The following is a 14,427-nucleotide window of genomic DNA, read 5'->3' on the forward strand; positions in this document are numbered from 1 at the left end:
CGGCGCGGGCCGCCGGCGCGGGCCGCCGGCGCGGGCCGCCGGCGCGGGCCGCCGGCGCGGGCGGACGTCGCCGCCGGGGGTCCTCAGCCTCGATCGACGGCGTCCGCCTCCACGTCGGCCCACTCCACCTCGTCGGAGGCGTAGAAGGCCCACCCCTGCTCCCGCCAGACGGGCACCTGGGCCGCCAGCCTGCGGGCGAAGTCCTCGAACCCGCCGTCGTCGCGGACGTCCTGCCGGGTCCAGGCGACCTCGGCGGCGGCGACCAGCCGGGGCAGGAGCATCGTGAACAGGTCCTCGCGGGTGACCACCGTCTCGGTCCACAGCGGGGCCTCGACGCCGCGCACCCGCGCGGGGTCGATCCCGTCGACGTGGACGTCGGGGTCCCACTCCCAGGACCGTCGCACGTCCACGTGCCCGGACCAGTCGAGCCCGAGGGGGAAGTCCGGCACGTACTTCATGTCGAGGTAGACGTGGTTCGACGGCGACATGATGACGTCGTGCCCGCGGCCGGCCGCCTCCCGCACGCCCGAGGGGTCCAGGGTCGAGGCCCACAGCTGCACGACGGTCCCCTCGGGCAGGTCCGCCGCGGCCGCCTCCTGCCAGACCACAAGCGTCTTGCCCGTGCCCGCGACCACCTCGCCGAGGGCACCGACGAAGTCGGCGTAGTCCTGCTCGGTGATCGTGTCGACCTCGTCCCCGCCGCCGTGCACGTACGGCCCGGGCGTCAGCTCCGCGAGCTCGGTGAAGACGTCGCGGACGAAGGGCAGCGTGGCCGGCTCGTTGAGGGTGATCTTGGAGAACCCGACGTGCGCGCCCGTGACGACCGGGGCGGGCTCGCCCGACGGGGTGAGCTCGCCGTAGGCGTGCAGGGCGGCGTTGACGTGGCCCGGGACGTCGATCTCCGGCACGAGGGTGACGCGGCGGGCGGCGGCGTGCTCGAGGAGATCCTCCCAGTCGGCGCGGGTGAGGAACCCGGCCTGACCGCCGCCCACCTGGCTGGTGCCCGACAGCTCGGTCAGCAGCGGCCGGGAGGCGAGCTCGAGGCGCCAGCCCTGGTCGTCGGTCAGGTGCAGGTGCACGGCGTTGAGCTTGTAGATCGCGGCGAGGTCGATGACCTCCTTGAGCACGTCGACGTCGAAGAAGTGGCGGACCACGTCGATCATCACGCCGCGCCAGGCGTAGCGCGGGGCGTCCTGGATGTGCAGCGCCGGCAGCACGGGCGGCTCCCCCTGGCCGGCGCGCTCGGCGGCGTCGCGGAGCAGCTGGACCAGCGTGGTCGCGCCCCGGTAGAGGCCGACGGGCCGGGCGGCGCGCAGGAGCACCTGGTCGGCGTCGACGCTCAGCGTGTACGCCTCCTCGGCGGCGGCCTCCCAGGTCAGCGGCCGGGGCCGGCCCCCCGCGCCGGAGGCTCCGCCGTCGGCCAGCTCCAGCACGACCGCCGGCCCCTCGCCGGCCGGGCCGTGGACGAGCAGGCTGGGTCCGCCGGACGCCTCGCCGAGGAGGTCCGCGAGGCCGGCGAGCGCCGACGCGTCCAGTCGCGCGGCGTCAGGCACCACCATCCGGACCGGCGCGACGAGACGGAACCCCGGTGCGTCCAGCAGACGCAGGTGGGCGGGTGCGGGGACGAGCGGGAGCATCGGGACCTCCATGGACCGGTGCGTGGACGGCGCGGCGGCGACCGGGCGGCCGCCGACGTGCGCCAACGCTACTGGCGCGCCAGGGACGCCCGGCCCACCGGCGCGCGCGCGGCCCGGGCCCGCTCGGCCCGCACCGCCTCCACCCGCGCGTGGTCCGCCCGCTCCTCCCGGCCCGGGCGCGAGGCGAGCAGCGCCCAGAGGATGCAGGTCAGGTCCACCAGCTCCTGCATCCACGCCCCGACGATGGCCGGCAGCAGGCCGGCCGCGGCCACCAGCATGAGGGCCACGGAGAACCCGACGCCGATGCCGATGGCCTGCCAGGCCACCCGCATGGTGCGCCGGCCGATCTGCACGGCGCTCACGGTCCGGTAGAGGTCGTCGAGCATGACGACGACGTCCGCGGACTCGCTGGCCGCCGTGGAGCCCTTCGCCCCCATCGCGACCCCGACGTCGGCGACGGCGAGGACCGGGGCGTCGTTGACGCCGTCGCCCACCATCATCACGGGGCGCGCGGTGACCGCCCGGACGGCGTCGACCTTGTGCTCGGGCAGCAGCCCGGCGCGGACGTCGTCGATGCCGATCTCCGCCGCGATGTGGCGTGCGGTCGGCTCGGCGTCGCCGGTCAGCATCATGGTGGTGCGCACGCCGGCGCGGTGCAGCCCCGCGAGCGTCTCCGCCGTCTCGGCGCGAGTCTCGTCGGCGAGGGCGACCATGCCCGCGTAACGGCCCGCCACGCCGACGTGGACGCCGGTCTGCCCCGGCGGCAGCGGGACGTCCTGCACGCCGGTCACCTCGGCGGCGACGAAGGTCGCCTTGCCGACGACGACGACGCGCCCTCCCACCCGCGCGCGAACGCCGTGGCCGGTCACCTCCTCGACCTCAGAGGCGGCCTGCGCGGGCAGCCGTCGGGCACGTGCGGCCGCCACGATGGCGGCGGCCAGCGGGTGGGACGAGTACTGCTCGACGGCGGCGGCCAGCGAGAGGAGCTCCTCGGCGCTCAGGCCGTCGGCGACCTCGACGCGGGCCACGCGGGGGGCGCCGTAGGTGAGGGTGCCGGTCTTGTCGAAGGCCACGGTGCGCACGCGCGACAGCTGCTCCAGGGTTCCCCCGCCCTTGACGATCACGCCGTTGCGCGCGGAGCGGGACATGCCGGCCATGAAGGCGACCGGCGCGGCGATGATCAGCGGGCACGGGGTCGCGACAACGAGCACCTCGGCGAAACGCGTCGCCTCCCCTGAGAGGGCCCAGGCCAGGCCGGCGATCAGGAACGCCACGGCGGTGAACGGGACCGCGACACGGTCGGCGAGGCGCACGAAGGGCGCCTTGGAGTCCTGCGCCTCGCGGACCAGCTCGACGATGCGCTGGTACTGCGAGTCCGCGGCGGCGGCGCTGACGCGCACGCGCACGGCCTCGCCGCCGTTGACCGATCCGGAGAGCAGGTCGTCGCCGCGACGGCGGTCGACGGGGAGGGACTCGCCGGTGAGCGAGGACTCGTCGAAGGTGGCGTCGTCGTCGAGGAGGACGGAGTCGACCGGGACGAGCTCGTGCGGCTTGACGAGCACCTCCTCCCCCACGACGAGCTCGGTGACCGGGACGTCGTCGACCGTGCCGTCCGGGAGAAGGCGGTGACCCACCTGCGGGGCGCGTTCCAGCAGCGCGGAGAGCTCGCGCCGGGCGCGCCCGGCCGCGTAGTCCTCGAGGGCCTCGCCGCCCGAGAGCATGAGGCAGACCACCAGCGCCGCCCAGTACTCGCCGACGAGCACCGTGGAGACGATGGCCGTGACGGCGAGGATGTCGACGCCGTAGGTACCGGCGCGCAGGTCCGCGATCATGCCGCGCGCCTGGAGGGCAGCGACGACGAGCGCGAAGACCGAGATGACCCACCGGGCGGCGTCGGCCAGGCCGGCGAGCTCGAGCACGCCACCGACGAGCCCCACGAGCAGCGTGGCCGTGACGACCCGATGCTCGCGGAGGAACCCGATGACGGCCATACCTCATTTGTAGGCCTCATCGGGGCCGGTGTATAGCAAGGTTAGGCTGCCCTGATCCGCAGGATTCTGCGGTTTTCGCGCCGTCGCCGTGCGGGCGCCGCCCGGTTCGCGTGCCCGCCTCTACGGCTCCTGAGGCCCGGCGGGCCGGGATGCGAGGACGACGACGTGCCCTGCCTCGTCGTCGACCTCCAGGTCGGGCCGCCGCACCATCCCCGCGGCCAGCGCGGTGCGCTGGGAGGCCACGTTGTCGGGCCGGGTGCGTGCCACCACGAGCAGGTCGGGGCGCATGCGGCGTGCGGACCCGAGGGCGAACCGTGCCAGCTCGGTGGCGTACCCGTGACCCCAGTGCTCGGGGGCGAGACGGTAGTAGAGGTTGAGAACGGGCCGCCCCAGCCAGACGTCGTGGCGGAGACCGGCGAAGCCGACGAGCTCACCGGGCCGCTGCGCCTCGCGACCTGCCGCGAGCTGGACCGTCCAGTAGCCGAACCCGTGCTGACGCCAGTGCTCGAGCCAGCCCTCGAGGTGCGCCGCCGCGGCGCCCAGGTCGGCGGGCGGACCGGCCGGGTTGTGCACGTTGGTCCTCGGGTCGGCGTGCACCCGGAAGACGACGTCGAGGTCGTCCGGCGAGGGGCGCCGGACGAGCAGGCGCCCGCTCGGGGTGGGTTCGAACGGCTGCGCCGCGTACTCCCTCGTCATCACGCTCCGAAGGCTAGGTGCGCCCACCGACGCCGGGCCACGCCGGTGGTCGCTACGGTGGGCGGGCGACGCTGCCACTCCCGCTGGCGTGGCCGCCCCCTCTCGATCTCCTGGAGCAGATGAATTGAGCAGTCTCGCCCGCTCGTCGAGCCGGCTGCCCGTGTGGCTGCTGCTCTCGGGGATCCTCCTCGTGGCCCTCAACCTCCGCCCGGTGATCACGGCGGTGGGCCCGGTGCTTCCGGTCATCGGTGACGAGCTCGGGCTCGGCAGCGCGGCCCTCGGGGTGCTGGCGGCGGTTCCGATCGTCGCCTTCGCCGTCGTCTCGCCCGTGGTGCACCCGCTGGCACGGCGCTTCGGCGTCGAGCGCACCGTCCTGGTGTCGCTGGTGGTCCTGGCCCTCGGCACGCTGCTGCGGTCGGCGCCCGGGCCCGCCACCAACCTGTGGATCGGGACCGCGCTGGTCGGGGCCACGGTCGCGGTCGGGAACGTGCTGCTGCCGGTGGTGGTGAAGAAGGACTTCCCGCTGCGCGTCCCCGCCACGACCGCGTGGTACGTGGCGACCCAGAGCGTCTTCGCCGCCATCGCCTCCGGGGTCGCCGTGCCGCTGGCAGCCGTGGGCGGCTGGGAGCTGGCGCTGGGCGTCTGGGCGGCACCTGTGGCGCTCGCGCTCGCCGTGTGGGTGCCCCGCCTGCGCGCCGCCAGGGTGCGCACCAGCGCGCCGGTAGCCGCGCACCACTCGGGCTCGACGGACGGACCCGCGACAGCCGGCCCCGCGGCAACGCCCGGCGGGGCGGCGACCGGGGACCGCACCGAGCCCGTCGCGGCAGGCGACGCTCCCCGCCGTCGTCGCGGCTCCGTGTACCGGCACCGGCTGGCCTGGCTCGTGGCGGCCTACATGGGACTGCAGTCGACGGTGTTCTACTCCCTGCTCAACTGGCTGCCGAGCGTCGAGCAGGACCTCGGCGTCGACCCGGTGACGGCCGGCTGGCACCTCTTCGCCTTCCAGGCCGTCGCGATCGTCGGCAACCTCGCCGTGCCGTCGCTGATGCGTGTGGGCGGGGACCAGCGCCTCGCCGCCACCGTGGTCCCTGGGCTGGTGCTCGTGGCGATGGTGGGCGTGTGGCTGGCGCCTGGCCTGCTGTGGGTGTGGATCGTCCTCATCGGCCTGGGCACGGGTTCGGCGTTCGTCGTCGCGCTCTCGCTCGTCGGGCTGCGCGCGGCGGACCCGGCCACCGCGAGCCAGCTCTCGGCCATGTCGCAGGCGCTGGGCTACGGCCTCGCCGCGGCTGGTCTGGTGCTGGCCGGGGTGCTGCGGGGCGTCACGGGGCCGGGCGCGACCGTCCTGCTCCTGGTTGGCGTCGTCGCGGTGGTCCAGCTCCTCGTTGGCCTGCGCGTGGGCAGGTCGCGGACGCTGCACGTCTGATCACGGCCGGGAAGGCACCCAGCCTCCCCCTCGCCCGCGGCCCCGGTTGGCCCGCACCTGCACGAAGGCGGCTATATACCCCTGGAGCTGTGGCGTCCGCATCGGGGCCCGGCGTACCGTCGACAGCGCCAGGAATCATCGGTCAGCGACAAGGGCGGGCGAACTGTGATGAGCATGATGGCAGACATGATGAAGTCCATGCAGATGCCGAGCATGACGGGCATGGACATGACGATGATGCAGGGCTGCATGGAGGCGTGCTCGGCGGCGGCGATGGCCGCGACGATGTGTGCCGACGCCGACAGCGGCGAGAACATGGGGCGATGCGCGTCCATGTGTATGAACACCGCCGACGTCGCGACGACGATGATGCGCATGATGATGCGCCCCGGCGGCTACGACATGGACGTCATGAGGCCGATGATGTCGGCGTGCATGGCGATGGGCGAGGCGTGCGCGGCGGAGTGCGAGATGCACGCCGAGATGTCCGAGCACTGCCGGATCTGCGCCTCGGCCTGCCGGGCCATGGTCGACGCGTGCTCGAAGATGATGTCCGGGATGGCGAGCTAGCCCGCTCAGGCGTCGCCGCCGACGAGGGGCCGCGCCGAGTACCAGGTGTCCCCGATCGCGATCACCTCCGCGACAGGGTGGACCGCGACGGGCTCGCCGACCGCAGGCGTGGCCCCGGTGATCAGCGTGCCCTCCTGCCCGTCCAGCAGCATGACGGTCAGCGCACCAGGCCGCTGAGAGACGACCAGGCCGTCGCGCCAGGCGCTCGGTGAGGCGTTGGCGACAACCGCCTGGATGGGCAGGACGTCAAAAAGGCTACGGTTCAGCACGTCGGTTTCCTCGGCGTTCGATGCTCAGTCTGGTCTGGGGCCGACGCCGGGAGCTGGCTTGTCGCCAGCAGAGTGCGGTGTCGGATGTGCCACCACGCAGCGGGTGGGGTCAGCGCGCCGCGGTCCAGGCTGTTGCCTGCGGGTGCGCTCGTCAGAGCTGCGGCTGGGTCAGCGACACATTCGACACAGGCGCCGGTGCGTCGACAGCAGGTCGACGGAGCCCGCGGTGCGCGGGCCCACAAGCACTGGCCGGGCCGTGAACATGGGGACGAGTGTGCGTGACGGTCCAGATCGTGTCAATGGATCTCGCATGCCGGACACTGGCTGTTTACCGTGCGTCCGCGGACCGCCGGGCGCCCGTCCCGCTCAGGGAAGCGTCACCGCCGCCTCCAGCAGCGCGCGGGTGAAGGGGGCGGTCGGGTCGCGCCACACCCGCTCGACCGGGCCGCGTTCGACGATCCGCCCGTCGTGCATGACGGCGACCGTCTCGCAGACCTGCCGGATGACCGCGAGATCGTGCGAGATGACCACCAGCGCCGTCCCGGTGCGCTCCTGCAGCTCGACGAGCAGATCGAGGATCGCCGCCTGGACCGTCACGTCGAGCGCGGAGACCGGCTCGTCCAGCACCAGGACGGACGGCTCCGCCGCCAGTGCCCGTGCGATGGCCAGCCGTTGGCGCTGCCCGCCCGACAGCGACCGTGGCCGTCGGCCCAGGACCGACGCCGGCAGCCGCACGAGCTCCAGCAGCTCCACCGGCGTGCGGCTGCTGCCCGAGACCCGCAGCGCCGTCCGCAGGACCCGCTCCGCGCTCCAGCGCGGGTCGAAAGAGCCCAGCGGGTCCTGCGGGACGAGCCGGACGAGGTGGCGGCGGGGCCGACGGCGCCGCTCGGGCAGCTCGCTCCACGGCTCGCCGGCGAGCTCGACGCTCCCCGCGTCGGGCCGTTCGGCGGCCACGAGCATCCGGGCCAGGGTGGACTTCCCGCTCCCGGACTCCCCCACCACCCCCAGCGCCTCCCCGCGGCGCACGACCAGGTCGACGCCGTCCAGCGCGCTCGCCGTCCCGCCGCCGGGCAGCGGGTAACGGCGGCGCAGGCCGGTCGCGCGCAGCACAGGCTCGCTCGCCGGCAACGGGGGGCGGCGGCGCGCCCCGTGCGGGACGGCGGCCAGCAGTGCCCGGGTGACGTCGTGACCGGGGTTGCCCAGCACGTCGTCGGTGCGCCCGGCCTCGACCACGCGACCGCCGTCGAGGACGACGACGTCGTCGGCCAGCCGCGCCACGGCACCGAGGTCGTGGGTCACCAGGAGCACCGCCGTGCCGGTGTCGCGCAGCCGACCGAGCAGCTCGAGCACGCCGCGGGCGACCGTCGCGTCCAGGGCGGTGGTCGGCTCGTCGGCCACCAGCAGCGCAGGCTCGGAGACGATCGCCGAGGCGATCAGGGCCCGCTGGCGCATCCCGCCGGACAGCTCGCCCGAGCGCTGCGCGGCGCGGGTGGCCGGCTCGTCCAGGCCGGCGCGCGCAAGGGCTTCCAGCACCCGGCGCCGCCGCTCGGGGCGACCCACCCCGCGCAGCCGCAGCGACTCGCCCACCTCGGCGCCCACCGTGCGCAGCGGGTCGAGGGACTGCAGCGCGTCCTGCAGCACGAAGCCCACCTGCTCCCCGCGAAGTCGGCGCCACCGCCGCTCGTCGGCGCGGGTGACGTCCTGCCCGGCCACCGTGAAGCGCTCGGCCGCGACCGTCGCGGGCGCGCCGCCCTCGCCGGCCAGGCCCACGACGCTGCGCGCCAGCACGGACTTGCCGGCGCCCGACTCCCCGACGACGGCCAGGCACCGTCCGGGCTCCAGGCGCAGGTCGACGCCGCGCAGCACCTGCCCGACATCGGGGAAGCTCACGGTCAGCCCGGCGACGTCCAGGGCGGCGCTCATGCCGGCGCCACCGCGCTCAGGCGCCGGCCGAGGAAGGTCAGCGCGGCCGCCGTCACCGTGATCGCCAGCCCCGGCGCGACCGTCAGCCACCAGGCGGTGGTGATGTGCAGCCGGCCGGCGTTGAGCATGGCTCCCCACTCGGGCGACGGCGGCAGGGCGCCGAGGCCGAGATAGCTCAGGGCCGAGACCCACACGATCGCCTGCCCGATCCCCAGCGTCGCCACGGCGATGAGCGGCCACACCGTGTTGGGCAGCACGTGCCGCACGAACGCCACGGGGGCGGACACGCCCTCCAGCCGCGCAGCCCGGACGTACGGGCTCTGCGCGACGGCCTGAGCACGGGCCCGCAGGATGCGGGCGTAGCCCGGCGCCGTGGCCAGCCCGACGGCGAGGACCGAGGGCCCCACGCCCGCGCCGAGCACCGCCACGAGCAGCAGCGCGAGCACCAGGCTCGGCAGGGCGAACAGCACCTCGACGACGCGGCTGAGCACGGCGTCGAGCCGGCGCGGGCCGAGCGCGGCCCCGAAGCCGAGGACGACGCCGAGCGAGAGGCCGATGGCGGTGGCCGCCGCTCCGACGCCGAGGGACTGGCCGGCCCCGTGGACCACCCGGGTGTAGACGTCCCGCCCGGAGGCGTCGGTCCCGAGGACGGCGCCGGGGCTCGGCGGGGTGTAGGCCTGCGCGGGGACGACGGCGGTCGGGTCGCCGGGGGCGAGGAGCGTCGGCAAGAGCGCCGCGACCAGGACGACGGCGACAACGGCGGCACTCACCGCGCCGCCCGGTCCCAGGGTCCGCAGCCAGCGGGACGCGGCCGCCCGGGCCGCGTCCCGACGTCGGCCGGCGAGGGCGAGGGCCTGCGTCATGCGACCACCTCACCGCCGGGGGTCGCCGCGGCCTCGACCCGCTCGCGCAGACGCGGGTCGACGACGCGCTCGAGCACGTCGGCGACGGTCATGACCGCGACGTACCCCAGGGCGATGACGAGCACGACGCCGATGACGAGGGGGACGTCGCGCGAGTGGGTGGCGTCGACGAGCAGCCGGCCGAGGCCCGGGCGGCCGAAGAGCGTCTCGACGACGACGGCGCCGGAGAGCAGCGAGCCGAAGGCCCAGCCGCTGAGCGCGATCGCCGGCAGGGCCGCGTGGCGCAGCGAGTGCCGCCACAGGACCCAGGCCTCCGACGCGCCGCGGGTGCGCGCCGTCGTCGCGAACGGCGCGGTGTGGGCCTCCTCGAGGCCGTCGCGCATGACCTGCCCCAGGAAGCCGGCCACGGGCACGGCCAGGGTGATCGCGGGCAGGAGGAGCGAGCGCAGCGAGTTGTCGCTGCTCGTGGCCGGCAGCCAGCCCGCGCCGCCGGCGAAGACGGCGATGAGCACCGCGCCGAGCCAGAAGTGCGGCATCACCGACGCGACGACCTCGCCGGCGCGCAGCAGGCCGACGGCCCGGCGGGCCACCGGTCCGCGGGCCCGGACCGCCGCCGTCGCCACCGCCAGGGCGAGGAGCCAGGCGAGCAGGAGCCCGAGCGCCGCCAGGGCGAGGGTGCCGCCGAGCTGGTCGCCGACGAGCTCGGCGACGGGGCGGCGCCGGGCGTAGGAGTCCCCGAGCTGGAAGGTGACGGTGCGCGCGAGCTGGAGCAGGTACTGCACCACCAGCGGCTCGTCGAGGGCGTACTCCGCCCGCACGCGGGCCATCGCCTCCTCGCTCGCCTGGGAGCCGGGGCCGCCGAGGATCGCCTCGGAGGGGTCGCCGCCGGCCGCGCGCAGCGCGAAGAAGACGACGGTGGCGACCACCCACGCCACGAGCGCCGCCGCGGCGAGGCGCCCCAGCAGCCAGCGCAGCACGGTCACGAGGCGGGTCCCCTCAGGAGGTCAGGCGGGCGTCGACGAAGGTGGGCGTGGACACGGTGCCGAGCGTCCGGACGTCGGTGACCCCGCGGGTGAGGAAGTGGTTCTGCTGGTCGTACAGCGGCAGGATGTAGTAGCCCTCGAGGACGCGCTTCTGGACCTCGGTGTACAGCTCGGCACGCCGCTCCGGGTCGGTGCTGCGGGCGGCCTCGTCGAGGAGGGCGTCGAGCTCGTCGTCGGTCACCTGGGAGAGGTTGGCGAAGTAGCCGCTGGGCGCGGGCACGGTGCTGTCGGAGTGGTAGAGGATCCGCAGCACGTCCGGGCCGACCTTGGTGTACGGGGCGCTGACCGCCTCGTACTGGTTCTCGCCGCCGTCCTCGGGCGCGGCGAGGGCGCCGTACCAGGCGGACAGGTCGAGCGGGGTGAGGACGACCTCGAAGCCGACCCGGCGGGTGTTGGCCTGGATCTGCTCGAAGAGCGCCTGCTCGGCGGCGACGGACTGGTTCGTGCTCACCGGGATCCGCACGGTGAGCCGCTCGCCGTCCCGGACGCGGTAGCCCTCGTCGTCGACCTGCGACCAGCCGGCCTCGTCGAGGAGCCGCTCTGCCTCCTCCAGGTCGGTGACGAAGAGCGAGGGGTCGGAGTAGGCCATCGGCTCGACGCTGGAGAGCGGGGAGTGGGAGCGGGTGGCCACGCCCTGGTAGAGGGTCTCGATGCCGGGGTCGACGTCGGCGGAGTAGACGAACGCCTGACGCACGCGGACGTCGTCGAACGGGGCCTGCGCAGAGTTGAGCTCGATCCTGTTGACCGAACCGGGGCGCGGGGCGTCGATGTGGGTGATCTCCCCGCCCGCCTCGGCCGCGGTGATCGCCTCGGGCTCGGGGTTGTCGATGACGTGCACCTCGCCGGACTGCAGCGCGGCCCACCGGGTGGCGGGGTCGGGCAGGAAGCGCCACTCGATCCGCTCGAGGTGGGCGGCCCCGTCGTTCTCCGCCTGGGGGCCGGGGGTGGCGTAGTCCTCGTTGCGCTCCAGGATGACGTGCTGCTGGGGCACCCAGTCCGCGACGACGAAGGGGCCGGTGCCGATCGGGGCGGCGCAGTTCTCCTCCATGCCGCGCGCGATGCCCGCCGGCGACTGCATCGCCGCCCACTGCATGGACAACGACTCCAGGAGGGCGGAGTCCGGCTCCGAGAGGTGGAGGCGCACGTGGGTCTCGTCGACCGGCTCCACCTCCGCGATCTTCTGGACCGCGAGCCAGCCGGTGGAGGAGGCGGTGTCCGGGTCCTGGAGGTGCTCGATGTTGACCTTGACCGCCTCCGCGTCCAGCGGGGTGCCGTCGGTGAAGGTGATGCCCTCGGCGAGCGTGAGGTCCCACGTCAGGCCGTCGTCGCTGACCTGCCAGTCGGTGGCCAGCCAGGGCTGGATCTCGCCCTCGGCGTCCCGGCCGACGAGCGGCTCGAGGTACTGGGTGCTGATGAGCGCCTGGGGATAGTTGCCGCCCACGTGCGGGTCGAGGCAGGTGGGCTCGGCGTCCCCCGTGGCGTAGACCAGGGTGCCGCCCTCGACGGGCTCGCCGCTGGTGCCCGCGGTGTCCGCGCCGCCGCCGCCGCTGCAGGCGGCGAGGACGAGCGTCAGCGCCGCGGCGCCCGCGGCCAGGCGGGTGCCGCGTCGGGCGGGCAGGGCAGGGAGCCGGGCAGCGGCCATGAAACAGCACCTTCACTCGATTGTTGGACCGGGCCCAACAATAACCGGCCCTCGGGACCGGCGGTCCGTACGATCGCGGTATGAGCTCAGGGCGCCGGGCGGGCCGGCCGCGATCCGCGTCCCGCGAGATCCTGGAGGAAGCGGCCTGCGAGCTGTTCCTCGAGAAGGGGTACGACGCCACGTCCGTGGCGGACATCACGCAGCGCGCGGGCGTGAGCCGCAACACGTTCTTCAACTACATCCCGACCAAGAGCGACCTACTGTGGACGTCGGTCGACGACGCGCTGGAGGGCCTGGCCGCCGACCTGGCGGCGACCCGTGGGGGCGACGGGCCGGGCGACGCCGTGGCCGACGTCCGTGCCGCGCTGCTCCGGCTGGCCGCCGCGATGGAGCCCGGCACGGTGGTCCTGGCCTTCGCCAACGCCGAGCCGATGGGGGTGGCCGAGGAGCTGGAGGAGTCCGCCGCCCGCCGCCAGAGCCGCGCGGGGCGGATCGTCGCGGACCACCTCCGCCGTCGCGGTGCCGACGAGCTCACCGCCGATGTGCTCGGAAAGGCGCACGCGGGCGCCTTCCTGGCCGCCCTGCGCGCCTGGTCGCGCTCGTCCGCGCCGCGCGAGCCGTTCCCGGACGTCCTGTCCCGCGCGCTGGACGTGCTGGGACTCGACCATCCCGTCAGCCCCTGAGCCCCCGCCGGCGGAAGGCGGACGCGGGCGGCTGCGGACCGCGATCGTGGTCAGCGACCGTGACGAGCCGTGTCATGGGTACAGGCCTGCCGGGGCGCGGTCCACGGTGGCCCCCAGCCGTTCCGCAACCTCGAGCGCGACGAGACGGCCGAAAACGGCGCCCTTGCCCAGCGAGGTGCCCGTCATGTAGGCGGCGCCGTGGAAGCCGCCGGTGACCTCACCGATGGCGTACAGGCCCTCGATGATGTCCCCGTCGACGTCGACCACCCGGCCGGACGGGTCGATCGTCACCCCGCAGTACGTCGTCGTCATCAGCGACTTGGCCGGGTAGGCGTAGTACGGGGCCGTGTCGATCGGCAGCAGATCGCCCTGCCCGTTGCACAGGTTGGTGCGCCCGACCTCGTCCGTGCCCTCCCCGGCGATCGCGGCGTTGTAGCGCGCCACGGTCTGCACCAGCGCGTCCCGCTCGATCCCGGCGACCTCGGCCAGCTCCTCGATCGTCTCGGCCCGGAACACGTGGCCGATCTCCTCGAGGGTGTCGATGTCCTTCAGAGGGATGCCCCGGTGGGACTTCGCCCGCACCTTGGCGTCGAAGACCTCAAAGCCCAGGCCGCCCGGCTGGTCGAGCACCACGCGGCCCAGGGTCTTGTAGTCCAGGGACTCGTCGACGAACCGCTCGCCGTTCTTGTTCACGATGATCGCGCCCATGTAGTACGCGGTCAGCAGCTCGTGGAACTCCTCCCCCGTCTCCGGGTGGGAGCCGTACGTCCCCGAGACGAACGACATGTCCGCCAGGCCCGCCCCGAGCTTCCAGGCCATCTTCAGCCCGTCACCGGTGTTGCCCCTCCCGCCGTAGGGGATGGCGGCCAGCTGCTCGGGAGCGAAGATCTTCAGCAGGTCGCTCCCGCGGGAGAACCCGCCGGTGGCCAGCACCACCCCGCCACCGCCCGTGTACAGCTCCTCGGTGCCGTCCGGGGCGGCCGCCACGACGCCGGTCACCCGACCGGACGGCTCGCGGACCAGCCGGACCGCGCGGCGCTCGAGCCGGGTCTGCCCCCCGGCCGCGACGAAGTCCGCGTGCAGCCGGGCCAGGACCTCCTTGATGACGGAGTTGTGGCCGCGCCGGGCGGACATCCCCGAGCTGATCTCGACCTCACGGAACTGGACCCCGTGGTCCTTCAGCCACCGGTACGTCGTCTCCTGGTTGGCCAGGTAGGCCTCCAGCAGCGCCCGGTCGTTGAGGTGCTCCCCGGCCTCGAGCATGTCCTGCAGGAACAGCTCGGCCGAGTCCTCGATGCCCAGCTCGGCCTGCTCCGGCGTCCCGGAGAACGCGAACCAGCCGCCGCTCATCGCTGAGGACCCGCCCAGCTTCTCCGTCTTCTCCAGCAGCACGACCCGCAGGCCGGCCTCCGCCGCCGTCGTCGCCACCGTCTGCCCGGCGATGCCGGACCCGACGACGACCAGGTCAAAGTCGTGCCTTGCCGTCGTCATGCCGCACGCTCGCCGAACTTTTCGGAGAACCTGTCCGAAATCGTTGCGACCGCTCGCGCGCCCCCTCGACAAGTGCTGCTCATTCAGGACTCCTTCGTCAGGTGAGGTCGTGTGGTGGGCCCGGAAGTTCGGGCAGCGTAGGCACGAGCCGCAATCCACTCCGCCGTATCGAACACTCCGCCGAACAGGCGCCACC

Annotated in this window: 12 protein-coding genes; 3 read left to right on the top strand and 9 right to left on the bottom strand. The window is 74.3% G+C overall.

What is annotated here, in order from left to right:
* Positions 1-83: 83 nt before the first annotated feature.
* The 3 genes from ABD774_RS17640 to ABD774_RS17650 all read right to left on the bottom strand — a co-directional run bounded on the left by ABD774_RS17640 (position 84) and on the right by ABD774_RS17650 (position 4,324).
* Entirely contained in the window at positions 84-1,637 is a 1,554-nt protein-coding gene (locus ABD774_RS17640) for a family 20 glycosylhydrolase (protein WP_345044097.1), read from the bottom strand.
* Between the two features lie 68 nt (positions 1,638-1,705).
* Positions 1,706-3,628 carry a heavy metal translocating P-type ATPase gene (locus ABD774_RS17645; protein WP_345044099.1) on the bottom strand — a complete coding sequence of 641 codons (1,923 nt, stop codon included), beginning with the start codon at positions 3,626-3,628 and terminating at the stop codon, positions 1,706-1,708.
* A gap of 120 nt (positions 3,629-3,748) precedes the next feature.
* Positions 3,749-4,324: a GNAT family N-acetyltransferase gene (locus ABD774_RS17650; protein ID WP_345044215.1), complete on the bottom strand. Its 576-nt coding sequence runs from the start codon at positions 4,322-4,324 to the stop codon at positions 3,749-3,751.
* A 124-nt stretch (positions 4,325-4,448) separates the two neighbouring features.
* Here ABD774_RS17650 and ABD774_RS17655 point away from each other — a divergent pair, with 124 nt between their 5' ends.
* Positions 4,449-5,747 carry an MFS transporter gene (locus ABD774_RS17655; RefSeq protein ID WP_345044102.1) on the top strand — a complete coding sequence of 433 codons (1,299 nt, stop codon included), beginning with the start codon at positions 4,449-4,451 and terminating at the stop codon, positions 5,745-5,747.
* A 174-nt stretch (positions 5,748-5,921) separates the two neighbouring features.
* Positions 5,922-6,317, top strand: a complete 396-nt coding sequence (locus tag ABD774_RS17660; protein ID WP_345044104.1) for a four-helix bundle copper-binding protein — start codon at positions 5,922-5,924, stop codon at positions 6,315-6,317.
* Between the two features lie 5 nt (positions 6,318-6,322).
* Here ABD774_RS17660 and ABD774_RS17665 read toward each other — a convergent pair whose 3' ends face one another.
* The 5 genes from ABD774_RS17665 to ABD774_RS17685 all read right to left on the bottom strand — a co-directional run bounded on the left by ABD774_RS17665 (position 6,323) and on the right by ABD774_RS17685 (position 12,057).
* Positions 6,323-6,586, bottom strand: coding sequence for a nuclease (locus ABD774_RS17665; RefSeq protein WP_345044106.1), 264 nt, complete (start codon positions 6,584-6,586; stop codon positions 6,323-6,325).
* 366 nt (positions 6,587-6,952) lie between these two features.
* Positions 6,953-8,509 carry an ATP-binding cassette domain-containing protein gene (locus ABD774_RS17670; protein ID WP_345044109.1) on the bottom strand — a complete coding sequence of 519 codons (1,557 nt, stop codon included), beginning with the start codon at positions 8,507-8,509 and terminating at the stop codon, positions 6,953-6,955.
* Positions 8,506-9,372 (bottom strand): ABC transporter permease, encoded by an 867-nt coding sequence (locus tag ABD774_RS17675; protein ID WP_345044111.1) that lies wholly within the window; start codon positions 9,370-9,372, stop codon positions 8,506-8,508. The genes ABD774_RS17670 and ABD774_RS17675 overlap by 4 nt, the downstream gene beginning before the upstream one ends.
* Positions 9,369-10,355: an ABC transporter permease gene (locus ABD774_RS17680; RefSeq protein ID WP_345044113.1), complete on the bottom strand. Its 987-nt coding sequence runs from the start codon at positions 10,353-10,355 to the stop codon at positions 9,369-9,371. The genes ABD774_RS17675 and ABD774_RS17680 overlap by 4 nt, the downstream gene beginning before the upstream one ends.
* Positions 10,356-10,368: 13 nt before the next feature.
* The gene (locus ABD774_RS17685) at positions 10,369-12,057 is read right to left on the bottom strand and encodes an ABC transporter substrate-binding protein (protein ID WP_345044115.1); all 1,689 of its coding nucleotides are present in this window, start codon (positions 12,055-12,057) and stop codon (positions 10,369-10,371) included.
* Positions 12,058-12,137: 80 nt separating this feature from the next.
* Here ABD774_RS17685 and ABD774_RS17690 point away from each other — a divergent pair, with 80 nt between their 5' ends.
* Complete coding sequence (locus ABD774_RS17690; RefSeq protein WP_345044118.1) at positions 12,138-12,740, top strand: TetR/AcrR family transcriptional regulator; 603 nt, start codon at positions 12,138-12,140, stop codon at positions 12,738-12,740.
* Positions 12,741-12,812: 72 nt separating this feature from the next.
* On the opposite strand, the gene ABD774_RS17695 is transcribed toward ABD774_RS17690, so the two are convergent.
* On the bottom strand, positions 12,813-14,231 hold the full coding sequence (locus ABD774_RS17695) for an FAD-dependent oxidoreductase (protein ID WP_345044120.1): 1,419 nt from the start codon (positions 14,229-14,231) through the stop codon (positions 12,813-12,815).
* Between the last annotated feature and the right edge of the window lie 196 nt (positions 14,232-14,427).

It is taken from the genome of Georgenia daeguensis, assembly GCF_039537705.1.
Classification (GTDB): Bacteria; Actinomycetota; Actinomycetes; order Actinomycetales; family Actinomycetaceae; genus Georgenia; species Georgenia daeguensis.

What these genes read in the sequence shown, in the direction of transcription:
- ABD774_RS17640 (WP_345044097.1), bottom strand. Translation starts at nt 1,637, where the DNA reads ATGCTCCCGCTCGTCCCCGCACCCGCCCACCTGCGTCTGCTGGACGCA.
- ABD774_RS17645 (WP_345044099.1), bottom strand. Translation starts at nt 3,628, where the DNA reads ATGGCCGTCATCGGGTTCCTCCGCGAGCATCGGGTCGTCACGGCCACG.
- ABD774_RS17650 (WP_345044215.1), bottom strand. Translation starts at nt 4,324, where the DNA reads ATGACGAGGGAGTACGCGGCGCAGCCGTTCGAACCCACCCCGAGCGGG.
- ABD774_RS17660 (WP_345044104.1), top strand. Translation starts at nt 5,922, where the DNA reads ATGATGGCAGACATGATGAAGTCCATGCAGATGCCGAGCATGACGGGC.
- ABD774_RS17670 (WP_345044109.1), bottom strand. Translation starts at nt 8,509, where the DNA reads ATGAGCGCCGCCCTGGACGTCGCCGGGCTGACCGTGAGCTTCCCCGAT.
- ABD774_RS17675 (WP_345044111.1), bottom strand. Translation starts at nt 9,372, where the DNA reads ATGACGCAGGCCCTCGCCCTCGCCGGCCGACGTCGGGACGCGGCCCGG.
- ABD774_RS17685 (WP_345044115.1), bottom strand. Translation starts at nt 12,057, where the DNA reads ATGGCCGCTGCCCGGCTCCCTGCCCTGCCCGCCCGACGCGGCACCCGC.
- ABD774_RS17690 (WP_345044118.1), top strand. Translation starts at nt 12,138, where the DNA reads ATGAGCTCAGGGCGCCGGGCGGGCCGGCCGCGATCCGCGTCCCGCGAG.
- ABD774_RS17695 (WP_345044120.1), bottom strand. Translation starts at nt 14,231, where the DNA reads ATGACGACGGCAAGGCACGACTTTGACCTGGTCGTCGTCGGGTCCGGC.